This is a genomic window from Draconibacterium sp. (assembly GCF_041583095.1).
Taxonomy (GTDB): Bacteria; Bacteroidota; Bacteroidia; order Bacteroidales; family Prolixibacteraceae; genus Draconibacterium.
Window position 1 is genome coordinate 34,255 of record NZ_JBFHGM010000001.1, and the last position, 18,668, is coordinate 52,922.

10 protein-coding genes are annotated in these 18,668 nt (G+C 40.1%); all 10 read left to right on the forward strand.

From position 1 onward, the window contains the following. Positions 1-16 precede the first annotated feature (16 nt). Positions 17-1,453 carry a sulfatase gene (locus tag ABZB17_RS00085; RefSeq protein WP_372647264.1) on the forward strand — a complete coding sequence of 479 codons (1,437 nt, stop codon included), beginning with the start codon at positions 17-19 and terminating at the stop codon, positions 1,451-1,453. A gap of 1 nt (position 1,454) precedes the next feature. Next, a complete protein-coding gene (locus ABZB17_RS00090) occupies positions 1,455-3,137 on the forward strand; it encodes a sulfatase (RefSeq protein ID WP_372647265.1) in 1,683 nt (560 codons plus the stop codon). A gap of 375 nt (positions 3,138-3,512) precedes the next feature. After that, positions 3,513-4,898 carry a glycoside hydrolase family 27 protein gene (locus tag ABZB17_RS00095; protein WP_372647266.1) on the forward strand — a complete coding sequence of 462 codons (1,386 nt, stop codon included), beginning with the start codon at positions 3,513-3,515 and terminating at the stop codon, positions 4,896-4,898. A 113-nt stretch (positions 4,899-5,011) separates the two neighbouring features. After that, positions 5,012-6,481: an arylsulfatase gene (locus ABZB17_RS00100; RefSeq protein WP_372647267.1), complete on the forward strand. Its 1,470-nt coding sequence runs from the start codon at positions 5,012-5,014 to the stop codon at positions 6,479-6,481. Between the two features lie 16 nt (positions 6,482-6,497). Then, the gene (locus ABZB17_RS00105; protein WP_372647268.1) at positions 6,498-7,925 is read left to right on the forward strand and encodes a sulfatase; all 1,428 of its coding nucleotides are present in this window, start codon (positions 6,498-6,500) and stop codon (positions 7,923-7,925) included. Positions 7,926-8,338: 413 nt separating this feature from the next. Then, positions 8,339-9,763: a glycoside hydrolase family 27 protein gene (locus ABZB17_RS00110; RefSeq protein WP_372647269.1), complete on the forward strand. Its 1,425-nt coding sequence runs from the start codon at positions 8,339-8,341 to the stop codon at positions 9,761-9,763. A 213-nt stretch (positions 9,764-9,976) separates the two neighbouring features. Then, positions 9,977-13,177 carry a SusC/RagA family TonB-linked outer membrane protein gene (locus ABZB17_RS00115; protein ID WP_372647270.1) on the forward strand — a complete coding sequence of 1,067 codons (3,201 nt, stop codon included), beginning with the start codon at positions 9,977-9,979 and terminating at the stop codon, positions 13,175-13,177. Between the two features lie 18 nt (positions 13,178-13,195). Continuing rightward, the gene (locus tag ABZB17_RS00120) at positions 13,196-15,067 is read left to right on the forward strand and encodes a RagB/SusD family nutrient uptake outer membrane protein (RefSeq protein ID WP_372647271.1); all 1,872 of its coding nucleotides are present in this window, start codon (positions 13,196-13,198) and stop codon (positions 15,065-15,067) included. 39 nt (positions 15,068-15,106) lie between these two features. Next, entirely contained in the window at positions 15,107-18,130 is a 3,024-nt protein-coding gene (locus ABZB17_RS00125) for a SusC/RagA family TonB-linked outer membrane protein (RefSeq protein ID WP_372647272.1), read from the forward strand. 12 nt (positions 18,131-18,142) lie between these two features. Continuing rightward, positions 18,143-18,668, forward strand: a 526-nt coding sequence (locus tag ABZB17_RS00130; protein ID WP_372647273.1) for a RagB/SusD family nutrient uptake outer membrane protein, incomplete at its 3' end; no start/stop codon positions are given.

The window sequence follows — 18,668 nt, forward strand, 5'->3', positions numbered from 1 at the left end:
AGAATTAACGTTAATCATGCAAAAAATAGTAGCAACATTTGTTATGGCGTTTTGTGCAATCAATTTCATTTTTGCACAGCAACGTCCCAATATTATTGTAATTTTTACCGACGACCTGGGGTATGCCGATATCGGTGCAAATGGGATGGTTCCCGATATAAAAACTCCGAATATTGATAAACTGGCAGAAAATGGGATACGCATGACATCTGGTTATGTTACTGCGCCACAATGTGCCCCATCGCGGGCAGGTTTGCTAACCGGACGCTACCAGCAGCGTTTTGGTTCCGATGATAATGGTGTTCAACCGGTTCCGCTGGATGAAACACTAATTGCCGAACACATGTCAAATGCAGGTTATGTTACCGGGATGACCGGAAAATGGCATTTACAGCCATTGTATGTGCAAACCAATTGGGTTCGCCAAAATGTACCCGGTATTCCGGATAAGGCGCGTTACTCGCCTAAGGATGTTCCCCTGGAATTAACGATGAAATATTATCCCCATGTGCGAGGGTTTCAGGAATATTATTATGGTACAATGTATAATATTTGGGCAAACTACGACTTGTGCGGGAATTCGATTGAACCACAATGGATAAATGCCGATGGTTATCGCCTGGATAACCAAACCAATGCCGCAACAACTTTTATCGACCGTAATTACGAAAAACCATTTTTCTTTTACCTCGGCTATTATGCCCCGCATGTTCCTTTGGAAGCAACCGAAAAGTATTTAAGCCGTTTCCCCGGCAAAATGCCCGAACGTAGGCGGTATTGTTTGGCTATGATGTCGGCAGTTGACGATGGTGTAGGGAAGATTATTAATAAGCTCAAAGAACATGGGGTTTATGAAAACACGCTTATATTTTTTATGAGCGATAATGGAGCTCCCTTAAAAATATATAAAGAAGATATTCCTTTAACACACAAAGGTGGTGCCTGGGACGGCTCGTTAAATAAACCTTTTGTTGGCGAAAAAGGAATGATTTCTGAAGGTGGTATCCGCGTACCTTACATTGTTTCGTGGCCGGCAGTATTGCCCAAAGGCGAAGTGTATAACAAACCTGTTGTATCGCTTGATATGGCTGCAACGGCAGTTGAAGTGGCCGGCAGAAAGAAGCCCAAAGCGTTTGACGGCACAAACCTGATTCCGTATTTAACAGGAGAAAGAAAAGGCCAGCCTCACGAGCAGCTTTATTGGCGCTTTTGGGATCAGAGTGCAATTAGAATGGACAACTGGAAGTTTTTAAAAGCAGGTAATCGCGAGTTCTTGTTCGATTTAAATTCAGAAGAACCTGAATCAGAAAACCTGATTTTTCAGTATCCCGAAAAAGCAGATAAAATGAAAAAGGAGCTCGTTAAATGGGGGGCAGAACTAAAGAATCCAGGTATACCCGACGGAGAGATAAGAAGGGAAAAGCATTGGTACGACTATTATTTTAAAGAGTAAAATGAAACTAAAATATCGGATTACAGGATTATTCCTCTTCCTTTTTTTAATGACAGCATTTGGCGAAACAGCTTTTAAAAATCAAGGGGATGATGCTCCCAACATTATTTTTATTCTTGCCGACGACCTTGGGTATATGGATATTCAGGAGTATGCCAAACATACCCTTGGGACCAAGAAACACAAAATGTTTTATGAAACTCCAAATCTCGATAGGTTATTGGAAGAAGGAGTCGCTTTTGAACGAGCTTATGCATGCCAGCTTTGCTCGCCAACGCGCGCAAGTATATTAACGGGAAAAAATGCAGCCCGGCTTGGTTTTACAACCGCAACACCCTTCCGAAAAACCTATTACAATCAGGGCTTGGATGTGCCAGATGGAAGTTATGCCCACGATGTGTTGTATCATAGCGACAAAATAGAAATTGAACAGGCTTTGCTGAACGGAAAAACAAATACAGCTTTGCCGTCCGGAACTGTCTACGATAATGGGCAGGATGAAATTACAATTGCCGAGGCATTATCAGATTACCATTCGGCATTTATAGGGAAATGGCATGTTGGAGGACATGGAGCAAAAGGCTATGCGCCGGAAGATCAGGGATTTGAAGCATTGGTGTGGTTCGATGCCGGTGGTTCGAAATATTTTAACTGGCGCGATAAATGGAATAACCGTTCAAAAGAAATGATTCCAAATACTCCTCAGGAAGAATGGTTGATGGGAAGCTCAGGAGAAGAAACCGGAGAAGCGTATTTAACAGATGACCTAACAGAGCAAGCTTTAAGTTATATTGAAAAAAGGGCAAAAATTAAAGATGAACCTTTCTTCCTTTATTTTTGTCATTTCGCAGTACATAGTCCCTGGCAAGCACCAGGAGAAGATATTGAATATTTCGAGAATAAGAAAACAAAAGGTTGGAACGGGCATAAAGATGCTACTTATGCAGCAATGATAAAATCGTTGGACAATTCAGTAGGCAAAATTCTGGATAAATTACAAGAAACCGGACTTGAGGAAAATACACTTGTGGTGTTTATGTCGGACAATGGTGGAATTGATTCCAAAATAACTCCCCATGGCCATGTTACTGATAATTTTCCGTTAATGGGAGGAAAGGCTTGTCTAACCGAAGGAGGTGTACGGGTGCCCCTTGTTTTTCGTTGGAAAGGCAAGTTAAAGGGAAACAAGTGGTCGACGGTGCCCGTTGACTGTGCTGATATTTTTCCAACCTTAGTGGAAGTGGCAGGATACGAGCCAAAGTTCTATTACAATGATAAAAACATTGATGGGCGGAGTATTTTAGGTCTGTTATATGATGTTAAAAATGAAAAAAGAACGTATATGCGAGATACCCGCTACTGGCATTATCCTTTTAATGTAATATACAATAATCCTTACGATGGTTTACCTCTCACACCGCATTCTGCAATTATGGAAGGCGACTTTAAGCTGATTTTTGACTGGCATGGCCGCTTAAAACTATTTAATCTGGCCGAAGATCTTTCGGAGACCAATAATCTGGCCAAACAAATACCAGAAAAAACCAATGAGCTTTTCGTAAAATTGATGACCTGGTTAAAGAAAAATGTAAAAGAAACGTATTGGCCTCAAACAAACCCGGAGTACGATCCGTCTAATGATGCCCACGTTGAGCCTTATGTTGATTTAACGGGGGCCTATTGATATGCTGAAGTGAGGTACGTGAGTACAGAATAATTTCCTACTTAAAGTGAACTAATTTCATTACAAAATAATTTAGGTATAGAGCTTCGGGCGTGTTTTAAATTCGGCAGATGCATGGAGCTTATGAGAACAAAGCTAGTTCTTTCAATTCAGCAATAAGTTGCTTTTATCAACGCGAATAAAAAGGAGGAGTTCTTCTTTCTACAATTTTCTAAAAGTCATGGAGGTATTGCCAAGACAATAGTATAACAGAATTGTACTTTGTACCCTGGAACAAAACATCCGTCCAATAAAACAAAGAAGAAAATTCTGGTTCGTTTAGTTTTGTAGTTAAAATTCAAGTTTTGTACAACATCAAAATAAACTAAATAAACCATGAAGAAATTGTTTCTTGTTACGTTTTCAATTCTATTATTTGGGAGTGCAGCTTTAGCACAAACGAACAACTTTAAACTTTGGGCCGAAACACCTCCAATGGGATGGAACAGTTACAACTGTTATGGTGCGGCTGTTCAGGAAAAAGAAGTAAAAGCCAATGCCGATTATATGGCTGAAAAACTCAAGGATTTAGGTTGGGAATACGTAGTAATTGACTATTGCTGGTCGTACCCGCATCCGCCAAACAGTACACAAAATAATCCGCCACAATTTCGATTAAGCAAAGATAATGCGCCTGTGCCGTGGTTGGCCATGGATGAATGGGGAAGACTTTTACCCGATCCTCGCAAATTTCCATCAACTCTTGGAAATGGTAGCTACAAGGAGCTATCTGATTATGTGCATAGCCTGGGGTTGAAATTTGGTATTCACGTAATGCGCGGAATTCCCCGCCAGGCAGTCTGGGCAAAAACACCCATTAAAGGTACAGATGGAATTACTGCCGATATGATTGCCGACACTACGTCAGTTTGTCCGTGGTTAAACCAAATGTACGGTGTTGATATGAGTAAACCCGGTGCACAGGAGTATTATAACTCTTTAGCTGAGTTGTACGCCGAATGGGGAGTTGATTATATAAAAATTGATGATATCGACTTAAAAGAAGGTTATCCATATCGTGGTAGCGAGGCAGAAGCCATGCACAAAGCAATTATGAATAGTGGACGAGAAATAGTGTTAAGTCTTTCGCTAAATATGAAGTTGGAAAATATGGAGCACGTAAAATCTATTTCAAATCTGTGGCGTATTTCAAAAGACTTTTGGGACGATTGGGATTTACTTAAGAACCAGTTTGATTTACTCAACAATTGGGAAGCAGCCCGCGAACCTGGAAATTGGCCTGATGCCGATATGTTACAATTGGGGTGGATTTCCCGACGTGGGCCACATGGTCCGGAACGTGAAAGCCAGTTTACAAAAGACGAGCAAATAACACATATGACATTGTGGTGTATTGCCAAATCGCCACTCATGATGGGGGGAGATATGCCAGATAACTCTCCATTTGTTGAAAAACTTTTAACGGCTGATGAAGTATTGGAAGCCAATCAGAATTCTTATGATGCCAGGCAGTTGTATCGAAAAGACGGCCATGTGGTTTGGACTTCAAAGATCCCTGATTCAGAAGATATTTATGTGGCATTTTTTAATCTGAATGAAAAAACGGAAACTGTTTCTGTTGATTTCAAGGAACTTGGATTAAAAGGAAAGTGCCATGTGCGCGATCTTTGGGAAAAACAAGATGTTGGCAACTTCAGTAAAAGTTTTAGCCACGAAGTAAATTCGCATGGTGCACAAATTTTTAAAATAAGTAAAAAATAGAATTTAGTGGTATATAGGACTTAGTGTAAAGGGTGAAAACTTTCGTACATACGGAAATAGTAAAATCAAGCGAGTTCTATCTTATTCTGTAGAAAACAAACAATATCAATAAAATGAAAAAGTTAATTAATGGATTGCTTATCGGTATAATGCTTTTTAGCATGGCCTGCACTCCAACGCAAAAAGAGCAAGAAAAGAAAGTGCCTGAATCACCAAATGTTATTCTGGTATTGGTGGACGACATGGGGTACGGCGACCTGAGTTTTTATGGTCAGAAAACGCTTTCAACCCCAATCATTGATAAAATGGCTACCGAGGGTATGCATTTTACTAATATGTATACCGGTTCAACAGTTTGTGCACCATCGCGAGCTTCACTAATGACCGGAAAGCATACCGGACACACTAATGTCCGTGGAAATTTACCAGCTCAATTACTTAGTGACGATGAGTTAACCATTGCCAAAGTATTTAAGAATGCTGGTTATGCTACCGGAGGAATTGGTAAATGGGGTATTGGTCACCCACCTCCATACGATGATCCACAAAAAAAGGGTTTCGATTATTTTTACGGTTACATAAACATGTGGCATGCGCATAACTTTTATCCTGAGTTTTTAATCGAAAACGGGGAAAAAGTTCCATTAAAAAACAAAACTACTTTGGTTGATGGAAAAAACCCTTGGGCCGACATGCCCGAAGGAACCGGTGTGGCTGCTGTTCGCGAGGAGTATGTCCACAATCTCTTTGATAAAAAAGCAATTGATTTTATTGAGAAGAATAAGGACAACAAATTTTTCTTATACATGGCATACAATGTTCCGCATGCCAATAACGAAGGAGGGCCTTTTGCAGGCGATGGAATGGAAGTTCCCGATTATTATGAGTTTGCTGAAAAAGATTGGCCACAACCCGAGAAAGGTTTTGCATCGATGATTCGGAACATAGATAATTCAGTAGGAATGTTATTGGATAAGGTTAAAGAACTAGGATTGGATGAAAATACCATGGTAATTTTTTGTTCGGATAATGGGCCACACCAAGAGGGGCGTCATGTCATGGAATTTTTTAATTCAAATCGTGAATTACGCGGAATGAAGCGCGATTTTTATGATGGTGGTGTTAAAACGCCATTTATCGTTCGTTGGCCTGGTTCAGTTGAAGCTGGTTCAAAATCGGAACAAACTTTTGCTTTCTGGGATTTCTTACCAACGTTTGCCGATCTGGTTGGAGGCGAAAAGCCTGTTGAAACAGACGGTATTTCTTTCCTTCCAACTTTGCTTGGAGAAGAACAAACGGCAGAGCACGATTATTTATATTGGGAATTTTTCGAATTGGGAGGTAAACAAGCCATTTTGAAGGGAAATTGGAAAGCTGTGAAGTTGAATGTTCGTGGGCCAAAAGAGAAAGTGATTTTCGAATTATATAATCTTGAATCGGATCCAGAAGAAACAAACAATGTGGCTGAACAGTATCCTGAGTTAGTAAAAGAATTTGAAGAATTATTCCTTTCTGCCCGTGATGAGTTCGCAGTAACGCCGTTATTCGAGTCAGATGGTAAGGAAGTAGAAACCCCGTTTTAGGACCTAAAGTTAAAAAATGGAATCCACAAGAACATTAATAATAACTTTTCTTATCGGTTTAACTATTTTATCATGTAGTGAAGGCGAGGTAGTGGCCAACCATAAAGAAAATAAACAACCCTATAATGTCCTTTTTATAGCCATCGACGATCTAAACGATTGGACTGGATTTGCAGGAGGACATCCGCAAGCCCAAACCCCAAATATGGATAAATTGGCCAAACAAGGTGTTGTTTTTGAAAATGCTTATTGTGCCGCTTCGGTTTGCAATCCTTCGCGTGCAGCTTTAATGAGTGGATATCGACCATCAACAACAGGTGTATATGGAAATGGTACCCAAATGCGGGATTCCGAAGTGTTGAAAGATGCATTAACCATTCCGCAATGGTTTTCGAAATATGGTTATTTTACAACGGCGCGAGGTAAGATTTTTCATTCAGCAAACGGCGAAAAAGCAGATACCATTTCGTGGGATAAATGGATACGAACCACAGGGGGGTATGGAGCTGTTAAAAGAGAATCTGGTTATTTGGCAAATGGAATACCAGTAGGAGAAGCCGATGAAAATTTCGACTGGGGACCTACCGATGCCACTTTTGAAGATACTCAGGATTACATTACCGCAAAGTGGGCAGCCGACCAGTTAGAAAAAGATTACGACAAGCCTTTCTTTTTGGCCTGTGGTATTTTTCGTCCGCACCTTAAATGGCATGTCCCTCAAGAGTTTTTTGACAAGTTTCCGGAGGGAAAAATGATTTTACCCGAGGTGAATGAGAATGACTATGACGATATTCCAAAATCAGCTCTTGGGCCATCTAAAAATTACTTTGCTGCAAAAAAATATAAAAAGCAACAAGCGGCTGTTCAAGCTTATTTGGCCTGCATAAATTATGCTGATGCTTGTGTGGGAGTTGTTCTTGATGCACTGGCAAAAAGTAAATATGCCGAGAATACTATTGTTGTACTTTGGGGCGACCACGGTTGGCATTTGGGCGAAAAGCTTCGTTACAAGAAATTTACCCTTTGGGAGGAAGCTTGCAACATGCCACTTATTTTTAAAGTTCCCGGTGTTACTGAGGCTGGTTCTCGTTGCAACAATCCTGTAAGTTTAATGGATTTATATCCAACGCTTTCAGAACTATGTGGTTTGCCGATAAATCCTGAAAACGAGGGGAACAGCATTGTCCCGTTACTGAGTAATGTAAATACAAACTGGGATAAGCCGGCTTTAACAACACTTGGATTTAATCGCCACACAGTTCGAAATAAAAAATGGCGATACACAAAATATCAAGATGGTGCAGAAGAATTGTACAACCATGAAAATGATCCATTGGAGTGGAAGAATCTGGCGAATGATCCACAATATAATTCAGTGAAACATGAAATGTCGAAATATCTTCCAACGATTAATCATCCTGAAGTACAAAATTCAGAAGATTAATTTATGATAAAGTAGTTAGTTTAATTAGTTAGTTTTAAAAGAGCTTTTCATTATTTGAAAGGCTCTTTTTTGTTCGTCTATTTGTTATTGCATAAACATAAATAGTACATGTTAATTGAAAAAAACTTTTGGTGCCCATCGTGTCTATGGACTAATAATTATTAACTCACAAACTCTAAAATCATACTTCTGATTCTTACCAATTCCGACCACCTAATTGGAATAATTGCATTTGATTATATAAAATATTTGAAATTTAATATTTTGTAAGTGTCACATAGTTAGTGTTATATGTGTTGTATACAAAAGAGCAAAACAAATGTACAACCGTATAAAAGCTTTATTTGAGTAGAAAATATATTTGTTATTGAATTCGTGTAAGAACACCATTAAAACGATAAAATAACAAACTTATGAAGAAGCTAAAATATCTGGGAATTGGTTTTATTCTGTTGGCATTTAATGCTTGTGTCGATTCCGCTTCGCAAAATGTAAAATCAAAAATCTCTGCGTCTGAAATAAAAGTTGCTCAAACGCCTCCAATGGGATGGAATAGTTTTGATGCTTACGATTGCCGCATTAACGAAGAAGAGTTTCGTGGTGTAGTAGACTATATGGCCGATAACTTGTTGGAATACGGTTGGGAATACGCCGTAATTGATTATATCTGGTGGCACCCCGAACCAGGTAACTGGGATACTCCACGTAGAAAAGGACATCCAAACTTACGATACAAAAGTCCGGGTGAACCATTACATCCCGAGTATACTACACACGATGAATATGGTCGGCTGATTCCTTCAGTTGAACGATTTCCATCTTCAGCTAATGGCCAAGGATTTAAACCAATTGCCGATTATGTACATAGTAAAGGCATGAAATTCGGAATTCATATTATGCGTGGAGTGCATCGATATTGTGCTTTTCAGGATTTACCCATAAAAGGAACTGATTATACACTAAAAGATATTGCAGAACCCTGGGATACTTGCGGTTGGTGTAACCACATGTGGGGAGTAGATCCAACCAAACCGGGAGCTCAGGAATATTACAACTCGCTTTTCGAATTGTATGCCGATTGGGGTGTCGATTTTATTAAGGCAGACGACACCATGTTTCCTCCGTACCACGAAGGGGAAATTGCCATGATGCGTAAGGCCATTGAAAATTGTGGCCGCCCGATGGTTCTTAGTTTATCGTGCGGAGAAGCGCCGCTTGGACAAGCCGACCACCTTAAAGCAAATGCCAACATGTGGCGCATTTCTGCCGATTATTGGGACAAATGGGAAAGCCTGGCACACAATTTCGATTTGTTAAATGTATGGGCACCACACGCCGAACCAGGCACCTGGCCGGATGCCGATATGATTCCAATTGGAAAAATTTCGTTGGACGACCGCCCGCATGGACCGGAGCGTATGACCAAATTCACAAAAGATGAACAAATAACAATGATGAGTTTATGGAGCATTGCTCAATCGCCATTAATGTTGGGTAACGATATGTTGGATGTGGATGAATTTACTTTGTCGCTTATCACTAATCCTGAAGTTCTTACTGTTAACCAAAACGGCAGCAATGCCCGTCAGATTTTCGCTCGTAACGGACAACGTTTTTGGATATCAACCGATAAGGAAACCGGGGACAAGTTTATTGCACTTTTCAACTTAAATGATACGGAAAAAGAAGTTGTATTTGACCTGGAATGGGATTATTTAAGAGATACCTACAATGTGCGCGATTTATGGGCTCGTAAAAATATTGGAACGGTAAAAGGTGAAGTTAAAGCAAATCTTCCTGCACATGGGGCTGCACTATATCGACTTTCGAAAAAGTAATAATATCTAATCAAAAACTATGAATTATGAAAAAAAGTATTTTAAAAAAATCATTCACTAAAGCTGTAAAGAGAAGTCCTTAACTTCTTATTTTATGACTATCCAAGGTCAATTCAAAATTCTACCAAAATAAGTTTTCTGAAAGTCATTGTTCAAACCGACTACCTAAAAAAGTGGCTTTCTAAAAAGAATTGAATAACTAAAGCAAAAATGATGCAAAAACTAAAACTTTTAATCATTCTGTTGTTTATCAGCGCCCAGACTGTTTTTGGCCAAACAAAAACGATTAAGGGAACTGTTGTCGACAGTGACGGGCTGCCTTTGCCCGGAGTTACTGTGGTTGTGGTTGGCACAACTTCAGGAACGATTACCGACATCGACGGGAATTTTACCCTCGGTGTAGAATCAGCAAATGAGCTTCGTTTTTCGTTTATTGGATTTGCCGAACAGATAATTGCTGTTGGAGAACAAACAGTAATTAATGTTACGTTGGCAGCTGATACCGAAGAGCTCGAGGAAGTAGTTGTTGTAGGTTATGGTACACAGAAAAAGGAGAGTGTTGTTGGGGCAATAACCCAGACCAAAGGTGAAGAATTAAAGAAACAAGGTAATGTTTCGAATTTATCCGATGCTTTGGCAGGTGCCATGCCCGGTGTTTCTGTAATGACCGGAACAGGGCTTCCTGGTGGTGGTGGTAACCTAACCGGAAACAGTTACGAAGAAACTGAAATTTTAATCCGTGGTAAAGCTACCTGGAATAACTCATCGCCACTTGTGTTAGTTGATGGTATTGAGCGTAGCATGGACGACATTGACGTTAATGAAGTAGAAAATATTTCGGTATTAAAAGATGCTTCGGCCACAGCGGTTTATGGTGTAAAAGGGGGTAACGGAGTTATACTTATTACCACAAAACGAGGTTCGGTTAGTAAACCAAAATTTACTTTCGAAGCCAACACTACCTGGGAAAACATAAGTAAAATTGCCCAGGTTGAAGATGCTTACACAGGTATCTTGTCACGTAACCGTGCAATTATTAACGAAGCGGCGGTAAATACTGACAGTTGGAACGACTATGTCCCTGATGAAATTCTTGGATACTATCGCGATAATACCTATCCATACGCTTATCCGAGTTTGGATTTAACCGAAACCATGCTAAAAGATTATGCACGTTCGCACCGATTTAATATGAACGTTGCTGGGGGTACCAACTTTGTAAAATATTTTGGTTCGTTAAGTTATAATCATGTGGGAGATATTATGGCCACCGAAGATGTGGGGCAGGGCTACAATCCTGAATATTCGTACGATAGGTTTAACTTTCGTTCTAATCTGGATTTCAGCTTAACAAAAACTACCGATTTTTCGGTTAATTTGAGTGGCTTCTACGGAGCTCAACAAACCTCAGGTGCCAACTATCATACCGTGTGGTATGGCTTATACAACCATGCGCCTAATTGGCCCGTTACGGTATATGAAGATGGTATATACGGAAATAGTGAAGGTACATACGAACGTGTAGGTGAAAATGAACTGGCTGGCCTTCTTTTTCAAGGATACAACAAATTCAATACCACTGAGATTAATACGGATTTCAAACTTAAACAGAAACTTGATTTTATTACCGAAGGATTATCAGCAGCAGGTAAATTTGCTTACGATAACTCGTTTGTAACCAATGGTGAAAACATCAATGACGACGGTGTTTTAACAAAAACCATAGACCCAGAATTTTATACTTCAGGAGGTTATTGGGATGAAGCTTCGCAAAGTTACAAGCATCCGAATGGATTAGATGTGGAAGATTATACTACCTATTATTATCCTGAAGGTTACAATGCAAGTTCGGGTTTTAACTGGGAAGAAAATCCTTTGGGATATGAATCGGAGAATGTTTCGGGTGGTAATTTAAACCGCACAAGAAGAAACCTTTATTATGAAGTGGGATTAAACTATAACAGAACTTTTGGAAAGCATGAAGTGACAGGTCTGGCCCTGTTCAGCCGCCAGCGTACCGAAGTGGGCAGCAACTGGGCACAGTTACGCGAAGACTGGGTAGGTCGTGCAACCTATTATTTCAACCGAAAATATTTATTAGAATTGAATGGTTCGTATAACGGCTCCGAGAAATTCGGCCCCGGTTATAAGTTCGACTTTTTCCCATCGGTTGCAGTGGGGTGGACTGTTTCAAACGAGAGCTTCTTTAAAGAAAATGTAAAGTTTGTAAATCTTTTCAAGATTAGATATTCTGACGGTGTAGTAGGTAACGACCGCTTAAGTGGAATCCAGTGGGGCTATGCAACTATTTGGGACCAAGGCTCTATGTGGAGTGGAAATACACAATCACAGGAGAAATTTGGAGATACATTCCTGGTTCAGGGGCCATTAAAATATAACGAAGGTACGCCTGGAAATCCTGGGCTACAATGGGAAACTGCCCGTAAACAAAACCTTGGTTTCGAATGGGGTGTCTTTAAAAACGTATTTACAGGTTCGTTAGATGTGTTCTGGGAAGACCGCGATAATATGTTGGTTGCAGCCAATCAGCGAAATATTCCTGAAACCTTTGGCCAAACAGCTCCAGCAGCAAACATCGGTGCAGTAAAATCGAATGGTATGGAAGTTGAGGCCAGTGTACGCAAAAGCTATAAAAATTCATTTAGTTTTTATGTCTCAGGAAACTGGACCATTGCCAAAAACGAAATTTTAGAAAAAGAAGACCCGGAGTTAAAACCTGATTATCAAAAGCAGGAAGGTTATGCCATCGGACAGAACCGTTCTACGCTTGAAAGCGAAATTATGCAAAGCTGGGATGATGTTTATACCGGGGTTGTGGACTATTCGAACAACGGTGATGTATTGCCTGGCGATTTCCGTTTTGTAGATTTTAATGCAAACGGAGAGATTGACCCCAACGATGGAGTGCCATACGGTTATCCGGTATATCCGCAAAATACCTATGGCTTTTCTGGTGGTTTGTCGTATAAAGGTTTTAGTTTGAATGTACAATTTTATGGTGTTTACAATGTTACCAAAAACATTCGTTTAGACCGATACTCATTTGATTCTCCAACCATTTACGAGAATATGTTGGAAGATACCTGGACTCCCGAATACGGAAACGAAAATCCAACTTATCCGCATTTAGCTTATAAAAAGCAAAACAATGGTACTGGTGCTTATAACCTTTGGGATGCTTCGTTCCTACGCTTAAAAACGGCAGAACTTTCATACTCATTACCCGACAAATGGTTGGACCCAATTGGATTAAGTCAGCTAAGGGTATTTGTAAACGGAAACAATCTGTTTGTTTGGACCGATATGCCAACCGATGGAGAAGGGGCAAATTTCGATATAAAGAATTATCCGGTGAAGAAACAGATTACACTGGGATTAAACCTACAGTTTTAACGATTAAAGTTTATGATTATGAAAAAGTTATATAAACAAATCATATTTGTAATGATAGTTGCCTTGGGGGCATGGAGCTGTGAGGATTACCTGAATGTTCCACCCGATGCAAATATCTCGGAAGAAGATATTTTTAGCAGCTACAACTCGTTTCAAGGATTTGTAGACCAGTGTTACGAGTTTATTGTGGACTATAATACCCACGCCATTTGTGTAAGTGGAAACCTTGGTGGCGAGGTAATGGGGTCAAAACCCTGGATTTCGGGTTATCATGGTTCTTACGGTTTATACTGGAGCCTGGCAAACGATGGTGGCCAACGTTCTATTTTTAACGGTTACAATTCAGGTAACGGGATTCATCAAAACGGAATCTGGGACTTTTGTTGGGACGGTGCACGTATTTGTAACATTGGTTTAACTAACCTTGATATGTTAACGGATGCCACCCAGGAAGAAAAGAACATTATTGAAGGGCAGTTGCATTTCTTCCGTGCATTTTTGCACTGGGAAGTAGTGCGTGCGTATGGTGCAATACCGTATGTAGATACCGTTTTAACGGCTGATAATTTAAAAATGCCTCGTTTTTGGGAATACCAGAAAAACGGTAAAACCTATAAAAATACCCAAGCAGTTTACGAACGTATTGTTGATGATTTAGATGTAGCAATAGGCTTACTTCCCGAAATTTGGGATGCACCCGAAGCATTGGCCGGAACCAACCAGCCAAATCTGGGTCGTATTACAAAAGGTGCAGCACTGGCACTTAAAGCAAAAGCTTTATTATTTGCAGGTAGCCCATTGTTCAACGAAGAATCAGGAGGTTCGGCAACATTCGATACCGATTATATGAACCGTGCGGCACAAGCAGCCGGCGAAGTAATTAAACTCGCCGATAAAGGAATTTATGGTCTGGAAGAAATGATTCCAGGAGAAGACCTCGACCCTTATCGCCAGATGTTTGCTACTGTTGATGGAACTTATCCTTACAGTGCGAAAGAAACGCTGTTAGGGCGTATCCGCGACAGAGGAAAAGGAAAAGGACGTTTTGATAACTCATTAGCTCGTTTATACTCAACTGGTAATGGTGGCGTGCGGTTTGGAGGAAATGCACCTATTGAAACGCCAACCCAAAATTATTTGGATAAATGGGAAATGGCCGATGGAACACGTTATAAGCCAGGTAAAGCATCAGAAGGTGGTTACGACGATGATGCCGATAAGCGTTGGGAAAACCGTGACCCTCGTTTCCGTAAAACTTTCTGGGTACATGGCGACGATTTCGGTAAGTTTAAACTGGAAGGTCATGTAGGAGGAAAAGAAAACAGTGCTGTTGTATTGAATCCGTATTTTATACATAAATACTGGCCAAAGGGTGTAGATAATAGAAATAAAGACTGGAGACAATTCGATTTCTCAACGCCAATGATTCGTTTGGCTGAAGTATATCTGATTTATGCTGAAGCCATATTTGAAGGAACAGGCGATCCTAATGCTTCTGTTTCCGGAGTAGGTATGAGTGCCGTTGAAGCAGTAAATAAAGTGCGCGAACGTGCAGGAATGCCACCAGCTACTGCAAATCCTGTGGCTTATCAGACAATATTGGAAGGTCATGGCGAAACTTCTTCCGACCATCCTTTCCGCTTACTGGTTCGCAATGAACGTAACGTAGAATTATGTTTTGAAGGACACTACTGGTGGGATATACGCCGCTGGAAAATAGCAGATAAACTCGATAAAAATCTGTATCGCTTGGATTTTGACAAGGATGTGACCTATACATCGCGAGAAGTAGTGCAGGAATACCTGTTTGAAACACGTCATTACTGGTTACCATTTAAAACCAATGTGACTTTAATGTATGAAGGATGGCCACAAAATCCTGGATGGTAGTAGTAAACAAGACAGAAATTTAAAATGAAAATTACAAAGATGAAAAGATCAATATTAATGATATCATTGCTTCTGTTTAGTGTTACCATTGCCTTTGCGCAAAAAAGCTGCACAGGAACAATAACCGACGAAAATGGAACTGCCATTGCCGGTGCCCTTATTTCGGGCGACGAAGGCTCGGTACAGGTTCTTGCAAACGAGAATGGTGAATATACCATTCAGATAAAAGGTACTAAGGTATTGGTTGAAGCAAAAGGATTTAATCCGATTTTAGTTGATGCCAATGCAACTGATATTATGCTTACAAAACCTGAAATTCTTGCAGGAAAAATCAATACGGTAAACGTGCCGTTTACAACTGTTGAAAAACGAAAAACAACAGGAGCTGTAACTCAGGTAAACATTGCTGACGAAATGGAATTCGACCAACGCCTCGGTCTAAATTCAGCGCTTGATGGTAAAGTTGCCGGTTTAAAAGGTGCATGGAATATTTGGGGGCGTGGCGAAGCTATTGTTGTGGTTGATGGTATCCCTCGTGAAGCTGATACTTACAACTTAAATGAGGTGGAATCAATTACGGTTTTAAAAGACCCGGTTTCACGAGCAATGTATGGCGCTCAAGCTGATCAGGGAGTAATTCTGGTCACGACAAAACGCGGCAAAGCCAATAAGCGTGTACTAAGTTTCAGAGCAGAAACAGGTATGAGCATAGAAAAGGCACTTCCTGAGTTTTTAGGAGCTGCAGATTATATGAAAGCATATAACCAGGCGTTGGAAAACGATGGAGGTTTAGCTAAATATTCAACAGAGGATGTTGGTATGGCCGGTAAAAATCCATTCTATCCTGATGAAGATTTCTACAGTGATACTTATCTGAAAGGAAGTACAAACTTTACGAATATTAGTGGAGTAGCATCGGGAGGTAACGAGAAAACGCAATACTTTGTTACCATGGGATGGAATCATCAATCAGGTTGGTTTGAACTGGCCGATGATACTGAAAATAACCTGAATCTTCGGGGTGCTGTTGATTTTGATATTACTGATAATATCTCGATGAAATTGGATGGTATCGCTAAAATTGATTTTAGAAATATGCCAAACATCACCGATTATTGGAGCCGTGCTTCTTCAACTGTACCCAACGCATATCCTGCACTTTGGAATCCAAGTTATATAACTGACGATGCCGAACGTGAAGAGATTATGGGGAAGGCTAAATTGATTGACGGTATGCTTTTGGGTGGTAACAATACGTACTCGCAAAACATTTATGGGGATTTTGTTAAAGGAGGCGAGCGAAAAGAAATGGATCGTTACATGCAGTTTAACACGGGTTTAGACTGGGATTTAAATAAAATTACACCAGGCCTAAAAGCAAGTGCATACTTTACTTTCGATTTTATGAATCGGCTGTCAACTTTCCAGGATAGTAAATATGCTGTTTACAATCCTGTAATGAACGAAGATGGTACAATTAGTGCGCAAGTAATTGGCGAAGACAAGTCGGTTGGTAATTTTGCAACCGAAACTTCTTCGGCAACTTTTCACCGTCGCTTTGGTGCCTACGGAACCATTTCGTATGAAAAACAAACCGAAAACAGCGACCTGTCGATAGTTGGTTTGGCTTACCGCGACCAGATTTCATTCCGAAGCCATTTACAGGATTTCAAAAACCTGACCTTTGGAGTTTCAGGTAATTATGCGTACAAAGGTAAATATTTGGCCGACATGGCTTTGGTAGCAGTGGGTTCGCAAAAACTTTCTGATAGCGAAAATATGGCTTTCACGCCAGCAATAGGCTTGGGCTGGATTCTTTCGGAAGAAGACTTTATGAGCGACAATGAAACTTTTGACTTCCTGAAATTACGTGCCAACTTTGGTATATTGAAAAATGACCTTTGGTATACCGCTGCAGATGCAATGAATAACAATGGTTCTTATTCTGATTATTTCTTGTATGAAACAGCTTACCAACGTGGAGCTAATTTCTTCTACAATAACCGAAATAATTCGAACGAAGAGATGAACATTGTAACCCGTTCAAGTAATATTGGCTGGCAAAAACGTACCGAGTTTGTTTTGGGTGTAGATGCAGCACTTTTTAGTAAAAAATTATGGTTAGAGGCATCTGTTTTCAGTTCAGAATTAGGCGATATTGTAACCGAAATGGAATACACTTACCCCAGTTTAATGGGAGCAGTTCCTTTCTACAGTAATTACAATGCCGAAAGCAATACCGGTTTCGATTTAGGTATAAGTTATACAACAGGTGGTAGCGACTGGAATTTAACAGTGGGCTCTAACCTTGTGTATTCTATTCCTAAAATTACGCAAATAGAAGAACCTATGTACGACGCTGCACATACTTATTTGAGTAAAGACGGTACAGCTACCGATGCAATTTGGGGATTAGTAGCTGATGGTTTATATGCTGAAAGTGATTTTACAACTGTTGATTACGTTAATCAGGTGTTCAGCCTAAAAGACGGAATGCCTACTTCTTCGTATGGCAATGTTCAGCCTGGAGATATTAAATATGTCGATCAGGACGGAAATGGTATTATCGACAACGAAGATCAAAAGGAAATAGGTAACAGTACTTCTCGTTTTCAGTATAGTTTATACATAAAATTACAAGTGAAAGCATTTGATTTTTATGCATTGGGTATTGGACAAACTAGTAATTACAATAACCGTTGGAATAACTATTATCGTTTCTACGGTGAAATGAAATATCCTGAATTTGCCAACCAGGCTTACGGTCCGAACAATAAAGATGTAAACGCGGCATATCCACGTTTATCATCTACAAAAAATAATAATAACTACCGTAATTCAAGTTACTGGTTATACAAAAACAACTGGTTTAAAATTCCTACGCTTCAAATTGCATACAACATAAAAAGCGACAATGTAAGCGGAGTTTTAAAAGATGCAAAAGTGTTTGTTCGTGCTGCCGATTTGCTCACTATCAGCAAAAACAAAGACCTAACTCAAGTGAATTTCGATAAAGCGCCACAAACGCGCAGTTTCTCAATCGGATTCGTAACTAAATTCTAAAAGATGAAAATTATGAAGACAAGAATATCATTAATAGCTGTACTATTCTTTAGCCTCGTATTTGCGGGGTGCCAGGAATATTTAGAGCCGAATGACGACAACCGATTGACGCTCGATGTAGTTTTGGCTAATCCTGAGTTTGCAGAAGGATTTATAATGAAGGCCTACAAAGGGCTTCCAACAAATTATAATTTTAATGAAGCTGTAGCCAGCGATGATGCAGTTACCAATGACCCGGCTTCGAATATTGTATCGATGGTAAACGGGGGATGGAACGCACAGAATAACCCAATAGGAACCTGGGGCGGTGCATACGAGCGCATTCTTTATATAAATACTTTCCTTGAAAGTATGGATGGTGTTGAATGGTCGTGGGAGAATACCATGCAAAACGAATTGTTTGCAAAAAAACTGCGCAGTGAAGCACATGCTTTGCGTGCCTGGTATAACTTTATGTTATTGCAAAAACATTCGGGTGTTGGTACCAATGGAGAATTGCTTGGTTTTCCAATAGTTGACAAGGTTATAAGTCAGGACG